General features: G+C 36.9%; 14 protein-coding genes. 4 read left to right on the top strand and 10 right to left on the bottom strand.

Features of this window, described 5'->3' with window-relative positions; translation table 11 throughout:
• Positions 1–19: 19 nt before the first annotated feature.
• Positions 20–2,239: a HelD family protein gene (locus tag LZ480_RS01075; protein WP_241367483.1), complete on the bottom strand. Its 2,220-nt coding sequence runs from the start codon at positions 2,237–2,239 to the stop codon at positions 20–22.
• Positions 2,240–2,785: 546 nt separating this feature from the next.
• Between LZ480_RS01075 and LZ480_RS01070 the strand changes: the two genes are divergently transcribed.
• The gene (locus tag LZ480_RS01070) at positions 2,786–3,823 is read left to right on the top strand and encodes a Cj0069 family protein (protein WP_241367482.1); all 1,038 of its coding nucleotides are present in this window, start codon (positions 2,786–2,788) and stop codon (positions 3,821–3,823) included.
• Between the two features lie 694 nt (positions 3,824–4,517).
• Here LZ480_RS01070 and LZ480_RS01065 read toward each other — a convergent pair.
• Positions 4,518–4,982: a phage tail protein gene (locus LZ480_RS01065; RefSeq protein WP_241367481.1), complete on the bottom strand. Its 465-nt coding sequence runs from the start codon at positions 4,980–4,982 to the stop codon at positions 4,518–4,520.
• A 21-nt stretch (positions 4,983–5,003) separates the two neighbouring features.
• Positions 5,004–5,495, bottom strand: coding sequence for a GyrI-like domain-containing protein (locus LZ480_RS01060; protein WP_241367480.1), 492 nt, complete (start codon positions 5,493–5,495; stop codon positions 5,004–5,006).
• A gap of 107 nt (positions 5,496–5,602) precedes the next feature.
• Here LZ480_RS01060 and LZ480_RS01055 point away from each other — a divergent pair, with 107 nt between their 5' ends.
• Positions 5,603–6,565: a helix-turn-helix transcriptional regulator gene (locus LZ480_RS01055; protein WP_241367479.1), complete on the top strand. Its 963-nt coding sequence runs from the start codon at positions 5,603–5,605 to the stop codon at positions 6,563–6,565.
• Between the two features lie 116 nt (positions 6,566–6,681).
• Here the strand turns inward: LZ480_RS01055 and LZ480_RS01050 are convergent, their stop codons facing one another.
• Complete coding sequence (locus LZ480_RS01050; RefSeq protein WP_241367478.1) at positions 6,682–7,095, bottom strand: hypothetical protein; 414 nt, start codon at positions 7,093–7,095, stop codon at positions 6,682–6,684.
• 176 nt (positions 7,096–7,271) lie between these two features.
• A complete protein-coding gene (locus LZ480_RS01045; RefSeq protein WP_241367477.1) occupies positions 7,272–8,438 on the bottom strand; it encodes a uracil-xanthine permease family protein in 1,167 nt (388 codons plus the stop codon).
• A 355-nt stretch (positions 8,439–8,793) separates the two neighbouring features.
• Between LZ480_RS01045 and LZ480_RS01040 the strand changes: the two genes are divergently transcribed.
• Positions 8,794–9,642: an MBL fold metallo-hydrolase gene (locus LZ480_RS01040; protein WP_241367476.1), complete on the top strand. Its 849-nt coding sequence runs from the start codon at positions 8,794–8,796 to the stop codon at positions 9,640–9,642.
• Positions 9,643–9,796: 154 nt separating this feature from the next.
• Here the strand turns inward: LZ480_RS01040 and LZ480_RS01035 are convergent, their stop codons facing one another.
• Positions 9,797–10,978, bottom strand: coding sequence for a NupC/NupG family nucleoside CNT transporter (locus LZ480_RS01035; protein ID WP_241367475.1), 1,182 nt, complete (start codon positions 10,976–10,978; stop codon positions 9,797–9,799).
• A 543-nt stretch (positions 10,979–11,521) separates the two neighbouring features.
• Between LZ480_RS01035 and LZ480_RS01030 the strand changes: the two genes are divergently transcribed.
• Positions 11,522–11,896: a DUF1761 domain-containing protein gene (locus tag LZ480_RS01030; RefSeq protein WP_241367474.1), complete on the top strand. Its 375-nt coding sequence runs from the start codon at positions 11,522–11,524 to the stop codon at positions 11,894–11,896.
• 227 nt (positions 11,897–12,123) lie between these two features.
• On the opposite strand, the gene LZ480_RS01025 is transcribed toward LZ480_RS01030, so the two are convergent.
• The 4 genes from LZ480_RS01025 to LZ480_RS01010 form a co-directional block, all read right to left on the bottom strand.
• Positions 12,124–12,741, bottom strand: coding sequence for a sterol desaturase family protein (locus tag LZ480_RS01025; protein WP_241367473.1), 618 nt, complete (start codon positions 12,739–12,741; stop codon positions 12,124–12,126).
• 21 nt (positions 12,742–12,762) lie between these two features.
• On the bottom strand, positions 12,763–13,446 hold the full coding sequence (locus tag LZ480_RS01020) for a GntR family transcriptional regulator (RefSeq protein WP_241367472.1): 684 nt from the start codon (positions 13,444–13,446) through the stop codon (positions 12,763–12,765).
• 201 nt (positions 13,447–13,647) lie between these two features.
• Positions 13,648–14,394: an anti-sigma factor domain-containing protein gene (locus LZ480_RS01015; protein WP_241367471.1), complete on the bottom strand. Its 747-nt coding sequence runs from the start codon at positions 14,392–14,394 to the stop codon at positions 13,648–13,650.
• Complete coding sequence (locus LZ480_RS01010; RefSeq protein WP_241367470.1) at positions 14,384–14,968, bottom strand: RNA polymerase sigma factor; 585 nt, start codon at positions 14,966–14,968, stop codon at positions 14,384–14,386. The genes LZ480_RS01015 and LZ480_RS01010 overlap by 11 nt, the downstream gene beginning before the upstream one ends.
• Positions 14,969–15,047 lie beyond the last annotated feature (79 nt).

Raw genomic sequence — 15,047 nt, 5'->3', positions numbered from 1 at the left:
TGCATCTCCTAAAAAATAGTTATCTTTTGTTAGACGCTTTATTCCCCAATATGTTCACTTCTTTACGAAAATACTGCTCACCAATATGTGCAAGCGCTTTTGGTAATGTTCCTTCCGTTAGTAAAAATAATTTACGTGTCGCACGAGAAGCAATTGTGTACAGCAAATACGCGTCCATATCTTCAGCATAAGCTTGCGCATTTGCATCCGCTAACACAACCGTCGTAAACTCAAAGCCCTTCGCCATATAACCGGGCATAATGAGCAGTCCTTTCATATAGACCTTTTGCTTTTCGGTAATCAATTGTAGCTCTGGAATGAACGGCTTCAAATCTGTGTATAGCTGCTCACACGCGGCTTTATTTTTGCACAAGATAACAAAGCTGTCGTTCGTTTCATACTGCGTTTCTGCTAAGTCTTTTATTTTTCCTAGCAAATCATTTGTTTGAATGATTTGTGGCTTGTCTCCTGAGACTCCTAGCGAAAGCGTTGTTGTATTATTTAAAATTGCACTCATGAAATCGGTAATTTCATTTGTAGAACGGTACGATTTGTTGAGCTCGATTACTTTAAAATGCTTGGCTAATGTTTCTGCTAGTGAATCCTTCATTTGTGGGTGCACGAGCTGATTTTTGTCGCCCAATAATGTGTAATGCGCTTTGGGATGCATCGCTTTAATGGCTAGTAGCTGTAAATACGAATAATCCTGAATTTCATCGATAACAATATGCTTAATGGTATTGTCGGCGTACATGCCTTTGATAACCGCTTGTAAGTACATCATCGGTGCTAAATCTTCATAATAGATTGTGCGCTTTTTTAATGTTTCTGCTGTCGATTGTGAAACGGATTGTGTCCATAAATCATCCTTTTGATAAGCCAGTGATTGCACATACATTTTGTTCAGATTCACAAAGCCGAGCTGCTGGATAGTCATTTCAAGTTTGCCGTATTTCTTTTGTAATCGCTCATTTACTTGCTGTTCGATTTCTTTATCTGTACCGATGTACGTTGTGACCGCTTGTAATTCCTTCATAAATGCTTTACGATCTTTCGCTTTACACTGCGCGATTTTTTCGAGTAACAGTGTACGAATTTTCTTTAGGCGAAAATCAATATCTAATCCGCCAAAGCGCGTGTAAAATAACTCTGATATTTTTTTCGCAGAGGCAAAGAGCTCCTCCCCAATTTTTAAGTTATAAAACGGCATCCCTGCTTTTTTTACACTTTCAATATAATGGAGCAGCTGCTTTACATAGCCATGTGAACCTTTATAGGCATAGCTTGCTAGCGCATCTGGGCTTGCTGTGTAGAGGCGTTCGATATTTTCGTAATTTGTTTCGATTTTATAGTGCGATAGCTTTACATCTTTCGCTAAATGAAAGTACGTCGTATGTTGTACATTTTCTTCACCTAGCTCAGGTAATACATTGGAAATATAGTCGTTGAATAGGTCTGACGGTGAAATGAGCAAAATACTGCGTGCATTCATCGACTGGCGATATTCATATAGTAGAAAAGCAATTCGTTGCATCGCTACCGAGGTTTTACCACTACCTGGTGGGCCAAGTACAATTAAATTATCCTTATTGGATGAACGTATAACAAGATTTTGGTCACTTTGAATTGTTGCGACAATGGACTTCATCTTTTCTTTTGCCGTATCCGTTAATAGCCCCTGTAACACTTCGTCACCTACATAAATATCGGCATCAAACAGCTGCAATAGCTCATCATACTTTATTTTATATTGACGGCGCCCCTCGATTAGAACATCAATGTACTCGCCATTCGGAATTTGATAGCGTGACATACCGACCTTATTTTCATAAAACAAGCTCGAAATCGGTGCACGCCAGTCAAAAATTAAGACGTCATCGGTTTGTTGCTCACGGAATGTTGAAAGTCCGATATATAAATGTTCATTCTCGCCCTGTTCATTTTCAATTGAAATACGCCCAAAATAAGGGCTTTTATATAAAATTTGCGCCTTTGCTAGCTGATCACTTTGCTGCAAATATTCGCGCTCTCGTAACTGCATCGTTTGTAGCATCTGCGAAAATTGAATGGCGTTTTCACCCGACACATCATTAAACTCCTCCGAAGCTTGTGTGCGTTCCTCAACAATTTCGCCTTTTTGTTTTTGTAATTGCGTTTCTAAATCCGCAATATGTTTTTTTAACAGTGTGCTAATTTCATTTAAATGTGTTTGTTCTTGCTGCCAAATCGTTTGTTCCATCTTCGGTCGCCTCCAAATGCTTGGAAAGTAAAAACTTTCATTTCGCACTTTTACGTAAAAATACATGCTACAACAAAATGACATTTCATTCAATCGTTGTATGCCAACTTTTCTTTTTTCCATTTTTCTAACATTTTCAAACTTCAAACTATATTCAATGCCGACACAATTTATTCGAAATTTTAGCTTTTTTAACTAGAGCAGATTTTTAATTGCTGGCATTTTTATTTGCCTATTTTTGATGATTTATTGATTTTGGACTGTTCTTACACTTTTCATGCTTTTTCTTTTAGATTTATTCATTTCTCGTTTTTCATTCTATAATCTTAAAATTAATATTTATTATACAGTTCAAAAATTACTATAAATTTATACATTTACACTTTATTTTTTGTTAAAGACGAGTAATTTACTTTGCTTTATTGGAGCTATATTAAGGTAAAAACAGCATTTTGTAACAATATCGCTATAATTTCTTAATATTACTATTTCTTTTTTTAAGCTATGATGAACCTGTAAGCCATAATTCGAAAGGAGCATTACATTTTGAAAAAAGTCATATTTTTTGAAGTACAAAGTGGAAGCGATAAAGGGCCAGATGGATATCGTCCAGATACGATGCCCATGGTAGAAGCATTAAAACAGCGTGAGCAGGATGCAGAAGTTATTTTCTTTGAGTTAGAAAAGCGCGATGAAATTTTCAACTACGTTAAAGACAATGCGGTAGCTTACGTATCACGTATCAATCCTGGGAACTTAGCGCATGAAGCCGAGTATTTCGAAATGCTACGTGAATTATGTGCAGCAGGTGTTGTTGGGATGCCACACCCTGATGCGATGATCGGTTACGGTGCGAAGGATGCACTTGTGAAGCTACGTCATACATCATTAGTTCCTGAAGATACGTACGCCTACTATACAATTGAAGAATTTAAAGCAACATTCCCGAAATCACTTGCTAACGGTGAGCGCGTGTTAAAGCAAAATCGTGGGTCAACGGGTGAAGGTATTTGGCGCGTGCAGTTAGTAGACGAGTTAGAGGATGGCGATTTAGTCGTGCCATTAAACGCGAAGATTAAATGTACGGAAGCAAAGGACAATCATGTAGAATATCATGAGCTCGATGCCTTCATGTCATTTTGTGAGCAATACATCGTTGGCGCAAACGGCATGCTTGTTGATATGCCATTCCTACCACGCATTAAAGAAGGAGAAATTCGTCTATTCATGCTGCGTAACAAGCCGATTAATGTGGTACACAAAAAGCCCGCTGATGATGCAGATGCATTTAGCGCGACATTATTCTCAGGCGCACAATACCGTTATGATAGTCCGGATGATTGGATAACGCTTGTACACGGCTTTTTAGGTCAGCTTGATGAAGTCACGTCCCTATTAGGAGGCTATGATTTACCACTGATTTGGACAGCCGATTTCATATTAGATACAGACGAAAATGGTCAAGATACATACATCTTAGGCGAAATGAACTGTTCATGCGTGGGCTTCACATCTGAGCTAGAACTTGCGCATAATGTGGCAGAGGAGATTTTGGCTTGTATTAACGAGACGGTACTGGTTTAAGCGGACTTGAGAAACGCTTCGTAGTAAGTTTCTGGTGGGCTAGTGTATGATCGTATGGAGTAGTTTTTAGCGTTAGATAAGGTGAACCGTACCATAAGTAGGTGCGGTTTTAAAAAAGACCATTTAGGACGTTGAATTAGCAACGTCTTAGGTGGTTTTAATTTATTGAGTAAGAAAATATAAATTTCCGCAGAAGGTAACATTGAAAATGCTATTATTTACGTTTATGGCAAAGCGCTTTTGTTTATGATTTTAATCGATAGCCCCAAAAAATTTCATGGAAACAAAAAAGGCAACATCTCACAAGGAGATGCTGCGGTAGAATTCTTTGTTCCTGAAGAACTCTAATGGGTTTGGCACCCAATAACGCTAATTTGTTCAATCCAAAATTACCATTATTCGATGTCAATAATTGTTGTTTACTACTTATATAATATAGCATAGCAACCTGTGATATATTAATTAATTATGTATTCTGTGTTTACGTTACGCAGAATACATAAAACTGAGGACACATTCGATTTATATTTAAGCGTTGTATAAAAATCGCACTTAAGCCTATTACGGTGAACCTTATCATAGGTAAATGAGGTTTTTGCAAAATAAGTTACAGCACCCTCTAATCTGATGGAGTGGTGCTGTTTTGTTATACCTAGATGAACATTTGTTGCATGTATAGTTGTTTTTACTTTATTTAATATTCACCTTTAATTACAAAATATGAGCCCCGTATTGTTCCAGCTAATTTAGACTTCTGCCTAGCAAACTTAAACTTGCCTTCTAACTCCTTAGGTACCTCCATCCCCTCAGAAAGCTTAAAACCAACAGCACGCTTCTTAGGATCATCCACCGTATACATGACGTTGACCGATAGACCATCCTCATAAAAGACGTAAGTAAATTGGATATTTTCTACTTGAAAACGTGAAGTTTCTAAAGGTTTGGCCGCAAACTCAATATCACGATCTTCTTTCAAAATTCGGTTCACATAATCAAGGGACTCGAAGGACTCGCTAGCTGGTACAACCGTAAATTCATGCTTGTATTTGTTCATAAAGTAACGGGCTTCATTAGCACGTAAACCAGCTAGAGCTTCTGCTACAGGAGAAGACTCTAAGCCAATTGTAGACATATTTTTAAAATCAACGATATAGGCCATTTCCAACCTTCCTTTTTCTCTTTATTTCCTAACTACAGGAATCAACATTTCACCATAAAAGACACCGTTTCGCTGCTCCATCACAACCGCTGCATTAGGTCCACCAACATAGGCAATATCATTTGCTTCTTGTAAGGCTTGACCAAAAGCAATGCCTGTAACTTTATTACACAACTCATCGATTGTATTCCCATCGCCTTTAACAACTAAGTATTCTCCCTTAGGAAATTGGATAACTCTAGTTTCTCCTAGTTCTGGTTCTGGTGCTACTGCCTCTGTCATGACGCCAGCATAATGCATCATCTTGTTATTCACGGCTTCGTTCACGATAAAAACGTAGTCGTTTGTGGCTATCGCTTTTAAAGAATCTAGTCTTCCATCTTGGCTGACGGCCTGCCAAAAGTCTGCTTTTTCCTTGTTTATACCAGCAAAGTCGGTGTAATGGCTCGTTAGCTCAGTTCCAATACCAAATACGGTAAAGCTATCTTTTTCTTCTAGGTTATAATTTGCCATTTTCAAAATCCTCCTAGTTTTTATTATCAAACGATTTGTCTTTTCACTTGATGAGTTTATAATAGCCTTAAATCATGTCAAAAAATGATACTGTTTTGGAGGCAACAATGAAAAAAGTTGAACGAATTAATATTATCATGCGGTATATCAACAATCGCGCCCATTTTACAATTTCTGAAATCATGCGGGAATTCAACATTTCTCGTTCGACAGCTATCAGAGACATCAGAGAAATTGAGGCCATGGGAATGCCACTTGTCGCTGAAGTTGGAAGGGACGGCGGGTATTTTGTTATGAACAACTCTGTCCTACCCACTGTTCGCTTTACCGATAATGAGATTAAAGCTCTTTTTATTGCCTTTATGGCCACAAGAAATAAACAACTCCCTTATCTAAAGAGTCGTCAGTCTTTAGCTGAAAAATTACTATTTCTCATCTCAGAAAACCAGCAAGATGACCTTATTCTTTTAAATCAAATCTTGCTTTTTGAAGGGACCAACCCGAATAATCCCGATTTACTTGATCTGTCAGACCTACCCCATCCTATGTTAGAAAAACTCATCCAAATCCTTCTTTTGGATAGCTATTTATCGATTACTATCAAAGAAGAGAAGGTAATAAAGCCTTATTCAATTTATCTCTTGCACCTTTATCATGAAAAAGGCCTTTGGCTGATAGAAGGTTTCGACTTAAACGATGAAAAGAGGAAGATTTTCCCTGTCGACAATCTCACCAATGTCGAACCAAACCTTACGAAAAATAGACTAAGTAAGAAAAAGATTTTAGAAAAACTAAGTAAGCAGGAAGAAGTAATTAACCTTGTCCTTGAACTAGGTCCAAATGCGATTGCCCAGTTCAAAAAATATCATCCTTTAAAAGTTTCTATTTCCTATACGAATCCGTACCAAGCCACAGCCATTCTAAAGACTTTTATCGATGTTAATAATCCCGAAGAATTAAATGAAATAACAAATTGGCTACTTTTCCTAGGTAGGGATATCAAGGTCAGGGAAATGCCAGAAGAAGTTTTAGAAGGTTTACAAGAGAGATTATGCTTATACTGCCCATAAGCAGTACTGGTTAAAACCCAAATGATTTGAGCTTGGCCAGTTACCTATTGCTTTTATTTTTAAGTGCGGTTTTTAATACGGCGCGGTCAATTAATATTGACCGCGCCATATTTCATTTATTTATAAAATAAATCAGCGCCAAAAAACGTTTCAACATCATTTGAGTCGGTAACTGGCTGAATCCAGCAAACTCCAAATTCTATAGGAAAAGCTGTTTTTACTTCCAGCCCATTTTTCAGCAATTGGCCATCAGTAGATGTAAAATCCGCAGTAATACCAATTGTTAATTTTACATCATCTTTATAAAATGAAAGGGCTTCTAGATTTTCTCCTGTCTCTGGATAGCTATTGAGCAATTCATTTTCAATAATACATTGAATAGTAGCAGGTGATTCTACAATAGGAACTGTAATTGAAAAGCGACCGTTTACATTTGGGCAATGAGTGGTTTTAGGAAGTGGTATAAAGGTGTAAGGTATTTTTTGTTGCCCGTTCAATATCATAATAGGTCCAAGAGGTGTATTTAACATAATCATCCTCCGTAATTAGCACTCTACTGCCTTTCCTTTATTATAAACGTAGACGAAAAAAACCGCACTTATACTTATGTCGAAGAACCGTATCATAAGTAAGTTCGGTTACCAAGTAGTTGCCTTCCAAATAAAAAGCCATTCCGCTAAAAGTGTTGTGGAATGGCCTTTTTATTCTAATTTTCGTTCTTTGTCGTAAAATCAGGTACGAACCAATAGATGAGCAATCCGGCAATTGTTGCGTAGGCGATACCATGGGCATATCCAACTCCGATGATAAAGATAATTGCGACGATGACTAAATTTTTCATATTAGCCAGACTAACTTTTTCTTCAATGATATGACGGATCCCCATTCCTGCGATCATACCAAACAACAAGATACATATGCCACCCATCACTGCAACTGGAATGGATTGGATAGCAGCTCCAACTTTACCGAACAAACCAAGAAGAATCGCAAGAACAGCAGCACCCTGAATGATCCTACTTGAAAACTGGCGTGTGATGGCTAGAACCCCGAGATTTTCCGCGTAAGTAGTTTGTGCAGGTCCACCGATGAAGCCGGAGATTAATGTTGCAAGGCCATTCCCCCATAGGATGCTTGAAAATCCAGGATCCTTTGTCACTTCTTTTCCTGTAATCTCATTTAGTACAAACATATGTCCAAGGTCTTCGATGATGGTAACCAAGGCAATCGGTGCCATACCAAGGATCACAACCCATGTAAATTCCGGCATGACGAAATGTGGAAGAGCAAAGGCTGGTGCGCTGGCGATGGTATCAAAATCAACAAATCCACGCATCGCAGCATAAGCATACCCTATTGCAAGACCAATTAAGAGTGGGAAGAGGCGGATCATCTTAGTTCCCGCAAGCGTAGCAATGATCGCCGCAAGAAGGCTGACGATAGCGACATCCCATTGGGTAGAAGCCATGCTGGTCACCGCAGTGGTTGCCAGCGAAAGACCGATTATACTTACAACCGGTCCGACGACAACTGCAGGAATTACTTTTCGGACTTTTTCAAAACCGACAACTGAAATGATAATAGATACAATGGCATAAACAATGGAAACGCTGATAAGACCTGCAACTGCTTGACCTGGCGAATTTAACTCCCCCACATACAATGCTAGCGGAGCAATAAAAGCGAAGGATGAACCTAGATACGTAGGAACCTTTCCACGTGTAATAAGATGGAAAATCAGGGTTCCTAAACCGCTGGCAATAAGTGCACTTCCTGGATCAAGACCGGTTAATACTGGAACCAAAACTGTTGCACCAAACATTGCTAACAAATGCTGTAAAGATAATGGTATCGCGCGAAAAAAATTTTTCAAACGTGTCCCCCCTTTACTATTGTCTTGCTATATGATATTTCTCCTATTTAATTTTTAGAATAAAAGTTAAAGAATAATACTGATTGATATTTCGTGTTTTATGTAGATGTGATTATTACAAGGAGAGTAAACGTAATCGTTTCATATGCTTTTTTCTTATATAATGGCAGTAATGATAATGGGCACGATTAAGCGGTATTTGGCTAAGATCAATAAAGACTAATTGCTAATAAAAAACTGCGTATAAATTAGTTACGGAGAATCAAATCATAAATAAGTACTGATTTTAAAAAATTCTCCAATAGGGTAAATTACCGCTATTTGAATTAAAATATTATAAAAAGGAGGTAGCTTTATGCACTCAATTAACAAAATAGGCAACAGTTTTTGGTATATCACTCCAATATCGGTAACAGACCGCCCCATTCTAGGAATGGTGGTCGGCAATAATAAGACATTAATGATTGATGCAGGCAACTCAGAAGCCCATGCTAATTATTTTCAGAAGGAACTTTTAAAAAGAGGAGTTCCCAATCCTGATATGGTTGTTCTTACTCATTGGCATTGGGATCATATCTTTGGCCTTTCTGCATTATCTAATACAGTTTCCATCTCTTCCAAAGAAACAAAAGAAGAAATGGAGAAATTAATCCCATTTTCATGGTCAGACGAGGCAATAGATGAGCGAGTGAAAGAGGGAACGGAAATTGAATTTTGCGCCAAAGCCATTAAGGAGGAATTCAAGGATCACCGAGATATCAAGATTGTCTTGCCGGATGTAACTTTTGAAAAACAAATGGAAATCGACCTTGGCGGGGTAACCTGTATTGTTAAATATGTTGGTGGTGACCATGCTGCCGATTCAGCAATCGTGTATATTAAAGAAGAAAAGATTCTCTTCCTTGCTGATTGCATTTACCCTAATCTTTATGCTGTAAAAGAAAATTATACAATCAAGGAAACGCTGCGGCTATTAGATGAGTTAGAGCAATTTGATGCAGATACATATATACCTTCGCATCAAAAGCCAATTTCAAAAGAGGAATTCAATCAAGAAGTAGCCCAGCTTAGAACGATTGCAAAATATACAGATATTTGTGGTGGGGATGGACAGAAAATAATGAAGGAATATGAAAAACACGTAAAAAGGAAATTGACAGAAGACGAAAAAGAAACGATTTCTTTCTTTGTAAATGGTTATTAAATCAAAAGGCAGTGGTGCGCACCACTGCCTTTTTTAAGTAAGGATGATAAGGATTCTAAAGCGATTAGATTGCAGTTATTAAAGGTTGTTTGCCTTTTCTCGGACGTTGTTTTCCATTTCAACCGTAAAATACCCCATGGTTACGCAGCACGTTTTATAGAATCAAACTAACGATGATACTTGAAAGTACGCTTACAAGTGTGGCACCATATAACAGTTTCAAGCCAAAACGAGCGACAGAATTCCCTTGCTTTTCATTCAGACTTTTGACAGCCCCGACAATAATACCAATAGATGAAAAGTTGGCGAAGGAAACAAGGAATACAGAAAGAATGCCCATTGTTCGTTCACTAAAGTGATAATTGCCACCGGATAAATCCAACATCGCCACAAATTCATTAGTTAGCAGTTTAGTCGCCATAATGGATCCGGCACTTGCCGCTTCAGAGAAAGGAATCCCCATGATGAAGGCAACTGGAGCAAAGATATAACCTAATATCGTCTGGAAAGAAATATTAAACAATAGCTCAAACACATGATTGAATCCCGCCATCAACGCAATGAACCCAATCAACATGGCCCCAACAATAACGGCAACCTTGAAACCATCAAGGATATACTCGCCGAGCATTTCAAAAAAGGATTGTTTTTCATGCGCCTCAATCTCTAATAAATCCTCATTTGGGTCAACCTCATAAGGATTAATTATAGTAGCTATGATAAAACCGCCAAATAAATTTAATACTAAAGCTGTGACAACGTATTTTGGTTCCAGCATCGTCATATAAGCCCCAACAATGGACATTGATACAGTAGACATCGCCGACGCACATAGCGTATACATACGCTGGTTTGAAATCAGACCGAGTTGCTTCTTTAATGTGATGAAAACCTCTGATTGTCCGACTATTAATGAAGCAACGGCATTATATGATTCAAGTTTACCCATCCCATTTACTTTACTTAATAATAAGCCAATTCCTTTCATAAGGAATGGTAGGATTTTTAGATGCTGAAGAATCCCAATTAATGCAGAAATAAATACAATTGGCAGTAATACAGTTAAAAAGAATGGAGCCTCTCCCTCATTCGCTATGCCACCAAACACGAAGGAAACCCCTTCGCTTGCATATTCGAGCAGCTTGTTAAAAACAGTAGCAATTCCTTTGATGATGATTAAACCAAATTCTGTATTTAACAATAACAATGATAAAAGAATTTGAATGATAATCATTGTGATAATTGGTTTGAATTTTATCTCTTTTCGATTGGAACTTGCCAGCCAAGCTAAAAACAAAACCACAAGAATGCCTAAAATAGAAATAACGTATTGCATATGTAACCTCCTGATGAATTAAAACATAATGTGCGGGGTTCAATTATTTGTGATTGTAATAAATATTTTGTCCATATTTACTAAAAAAGAACCGTACATAGTTTTTTTAAATAAACTTTGTTGAAAATGGTGTCATAGAGATGTTAATAGAAAGTTATTAAAAAAGCAAAAAAAATGATTAATGACTAATTTTAGATAGGTCTGAGGGAATAAATAGAGAATTAGAAAAACCCCGAATAGGTACACTTTTTATAAAGTTTCCACTATTCCCAATATTCGGGGTTCGGTTCATTGAGCACTCTTACACCTTTTTCATTAAAAGTGGAGAACAAATCTTCTGCTATTTTCTGAATGTTTCGGATTTATTTAATATAAATGCTATACTATTAAAGTCTATTTATTCTAGACAGTAACTATTAGGGGGCGTTCATTATGAAAAATATTATTAAAACAATGAATCATTATAGAGGGAGAACGTCTAATTAAAGCAGAATCAGTGCAATCTCTTTAGCCATAGAGCCTAAATAAATCGGGGGTAAAAGTATGTCAATAGATTTAAGTGCGTTAAATTATCTTGCTATTCTTATAGGTGGAATCTTGTATATGTTTTATGGGGCAATCTATTATTCCATATTAGTAGGTAAGGAAAATCAAAGCAAAGGTGCATTAAAATATGTGTTTTCAGTAATCGTTGCCTTTATTAGTTCCATCTTTATTGCAATACTCGTTCAAGTGACTAGTTCAAATAGTTTGTTAGAAGGTGCTGCAGTAGGAGGTATTATTGGCATTCTTATTTCAATTGTTTATTTGAAAAATACATTATTTGGACTCGTAAATAAGAGAAATTGTTTAATTGCGATTGGTGACCATTTGATCATTTTTACCTTACTAGGAGCACTCCACGGTCTTTTTGTCTAATCGTATCACTTTTATAGATTGAATCGAGTAAAAAGAAGGATTTCTCATACATATGGGGATCCATTTTTTATCCCTCATTTAGAGGTGTTACAGTGAGCCGTATCATAAGTAAATGCGGTTTTTTCAGAGGAAAAAATAAAGTGCCAGTCCTGTGAGGGCTGGCACGGTTTTAGTTTAAAGGACATTTCTTAGAAAGTGACAATGAATTTTTTTTATAATTCTATATTCTAGTCGCCACGTTTCTCTAGATTTTTAGCAGTTTTACTTTGGTCAACATCCTTTTGGTTTTTAAAGGTACCCATTAGAAAATCATAGGCTGGGTTCGTAACACCATACCAGTAGTTTTCATTTTTGAAATGATGCCATAAATGAACCTTTTTCATCCAACGCCCCCATGGAGATATCGGCTGAAGGGGGCGATGGGCGATATAATGCTTCCACTCATAAAATAATAAAAAGAATATGACCCCTGCAATAAATGCGTTTGTTATGACAAAGCTAGATGAAACAAAGTAAAAAATAATTCCTACAACAGCAATGTTTGGCACACTATACCATAATGGTAAAAATAATAAATGTAATTCATTCGGATTTGCATGGTGGTCATAATGTAAACGTTTAAGCATTTTTAACAGAAATGCATTCTTTGGTGGCTTCAGATGAAAAACAAATCTGTGTATCAAATACTCCGCTAAGGAATACATAATCATTCCCAAAATAAAGGCACCCAAAATTATGATTGAGTTGAAATTTAGAACCATATATCCAAAACTAATGAGGAACAGACAGCTCATGATTAATATATCAGGATAAGAAAAATATTCTTTAAAATATTTCAATTTCATTTACCATACCTCCAGCATTCTTTATTTTTTTCTATCTTTCCAGAGAGCCAAGCTTTTCTCCATTGTTGTCTTAGATAACCTTTCCGCTTCCATTGCATCTCCCTTTAATGCAGCTTTTAATAAGTCGTGATAGTAATTGAAGGACAACTCTCGATGTTCCTTTACAGAAAAATAGATTTTCGCCATATCTAAATAAATGGAATCGAAGCTATTTAAGATGAGTAGATAGATTGGATTGACGGCAAGGGCAGCACATCTTTTTTGCAAATCCCAATCAAATGCTGCATAGCTTTCTAAACGATCTTCAAGCTGCTCTAGATTGGCAAGAAGCGCAACGACCTTAGGCTGATTAAACGTAACCGCATCCCGAATATAAGTGGGCGTCAAAGAACTTCTTAATTCTAATAAATACATTATAAATTCATCTGTTATCGGTTGGTGATTCTCAATAATATTCACAAGTGTCGTAATATTCCCATCGCGCCAGTAATCATTCACAACCGCAGGCATTCCTGTTCTCCCCTCTATCCATCCTCCCCTTTCTAAACGTTGAAGTGCCTCCCGAATCGTTGGACGGCCAACACCAAATTCCTTTGCAAGCTCCCTTTCAGGCGGCAACGTACTTCCTACAGAGTAAATACCATCCAATATTGCTTTAATTAATGTGCTCTCAATTTTATCTGAAGACCGTTCTTTTTCTTTCAAATCCTCTTCCCCTTTATTTTTTGGTAATACAATTTAGAGACAGTGGTAATACCAAAAATTATATATCGAGTTTGAATTTTCTGTCAATAGAAGCATCGATTTTTTTTAGTACGATCAAACAAGTACAACATATGCGGTTTATGAAAAAAAGGCTTTACCTACAAGAATAAATCCATAGGTAAAGCCTTTTTTAGATTAAATTTAAGAAGTTCCCATCACTTTCCCCCCTTGAGGTTGGGTGTTATTTGGATTTGGTTCTAAAGTAATCCCAATATCATTGAAGATTTGATCTTTCGGGAGCCGGTACGTAATGAAGCCGTTACCGTTTTCATCGGGCTTTAAAATACCAGCATTATGCCGATCCCCGTCTTTTAACAGCCATACTTGATATACTTCATCTCTTTTAGTTCCTGGCATATTGTTTAACTCAATAATTAGATCGTTATGATTGTCGTTTTCAAGAAGATAGGCCATTCCGTTTGCAGATGAAGCTATATTCTGTCCCTTTAAAGTAAAGGTTTTGACGATTTGAGAAGGAGTATGAACTTCGCTTTCTATTGCTGTAATAAAATCGTTTAATTGAACGTTTTTCCAATACAATCCAAAAACACCTAATATTAAAATGATGGTTGTTACTGCAGATAAGGGTGAGAATTGATTTCGCAATTGTAACTTCAAACGTTGAACAATGGTTTGTTTTTTATCGATTGCTGCGGGTGCTTTTAAAGGTACATCGTCAAAGATAAAATTCATGACCTCTGTTTTAAGTGTTTCTGGGACTTCCGCTCCTTCCATATCATATGAAAGCATCTGCCATGTTTCTTGCAAGGAGTTTAATTCATTTTGGCATGGTATACACGTTTTAAGATGCTGTTCATAATGTTTTCTTTCTTGTTTAGAAAGTTCGTCTATCATATATAAAGTCAGGTTTTCGCATTTATTTTCCACGCCTAACACCTCCAGTTCCTTCACTCATATATTCCCTCAGTTTCTTTAAGGTTTGATGTAGCCGGCTTTTAATTGTACCAATGGGTTTTTTTTCAAGCTCAGCAATTTCACTTAAAGAATAGCCTTCCCAGTATAATAGATTGATAAGGCGTTGCTGTGATTCGGATAGATGGCATTTAGCTTCATGAATTTGCTGTTTTGAAATATTTTTTGAAACTTGTTGGAAGATGCCTTCTGACTGAAGATCCTCCATTTGTCCCCATTGATGGAACTCTAACTGGATAGTTCCATTATGTTTTTGTTCTTTACGAATTAAATCAATGGAAATATTTCTAGTAATCGTGATAAGCCAATTCGGAAATGCCCCTTTTGCTTGGCTATAAGTTCTATTTGTTGTCCAAAGTCGGAGAAAAACTTGTTGAACAATTTCTTTTGTTTTCTCTGTGTCGCCCTTTGTCATTTTCATAGAGAAACTGTAAACGAGCTTTATATAGCGATCATACAGTTCTTCCAGAGCTGGACGATGTTTTTGGACAATTAATTCAATTAATTCCTCGTCCGTTTTAGTCTTCACTCTCTGATTCTCTCCCTTTGTAAGAATATTTAGTTTTATTATAAACCATATACTGTATATAAAAATATAATGGAGAGAA

Origin of the sequence: Solibacillus palustris (genome assembly GCF_022549215.1) — a bacterium.
Taxonomy (GTDB): domain Bacteria; phylum Bacillota; class Bacilli; order Bacillales_A; family Planococcaceae; genus Solibacillus; species Solibacillus daqui.
Note: the sequence above shows the minus strand (reverse complement) of the source record. Positions and strands in the feature narration are given on the sequence as shown.

What these genes read in the sequence shown, in the direction of transcription:
- LZ480_RS01075 (WP_241367483.1), bottom strand. Translation starts at nt 2,239, where the DNA reads ATGGAACAAACGATTTGGCAGCAAGAACAAACACATTTAAATGAAATT.
- LZ480_RS01065 (WP_241367481.1), bottom strand. Translation starts at nt 4,982, where the DNA reads ATGGCCTATATCGTTGATTTTAAAAATATGTCTACAATTGGCTTAGAG.
- LZ480_RS01060 (WP_241367480.1), bottom strand. Translation starts at nt 5,495, where the DNA reads ATGGCAAATTATAACCTAGAAGAAAAAGATAGCTTTACCGTATTTGGT.
- LZ480_RS01055 (WP_241367479.1), top strand. Translation starts at nt 5,603, where the DNA reads ATGAAAAAAGTTGAACGAATTAATATTATCATGCGGTATATCAACAAT.
- LZ480_RS01050 (WP_241367478.1), bottom strand. Translation starts at nt 7,095, where the DNA reads ATGTTAAATACACCTCTTGGACCTATTATGATATTGAACGGGCAACAA.
- LZ480_RS01040 (WP_241367476.1), top strand. Translation starts at nt 8,794, where the DNA reads ATGCACTCAATTAACAAAATAGGCAACAGTTTTTGGTATATCACTCCA.
- LZ480_RS01035 (WP_241367475.1), bottom strand. Translation starts at nt 10,978, where the DNA reads ATGCAATACGTTATTTCTATTTTAGGCATTCTTGTGGTTTTGTTTTTA.
- LZ480_RS01030 (WP_241367474.1), top strand. Translation starts at nt 11,522, where the DNA reads ATGTCAATAGATTTAAGTGCGTTAAATTATCTTGCTATTCTTATAGGT.
- LZ480_RS01025 (WP_241367473.1), bottom strand. Translation starts at nt 12,741, where the DNA reads ATGAAATTGAAATATTTTAAAGAATATTTTTCTTATCCTGATATATTA.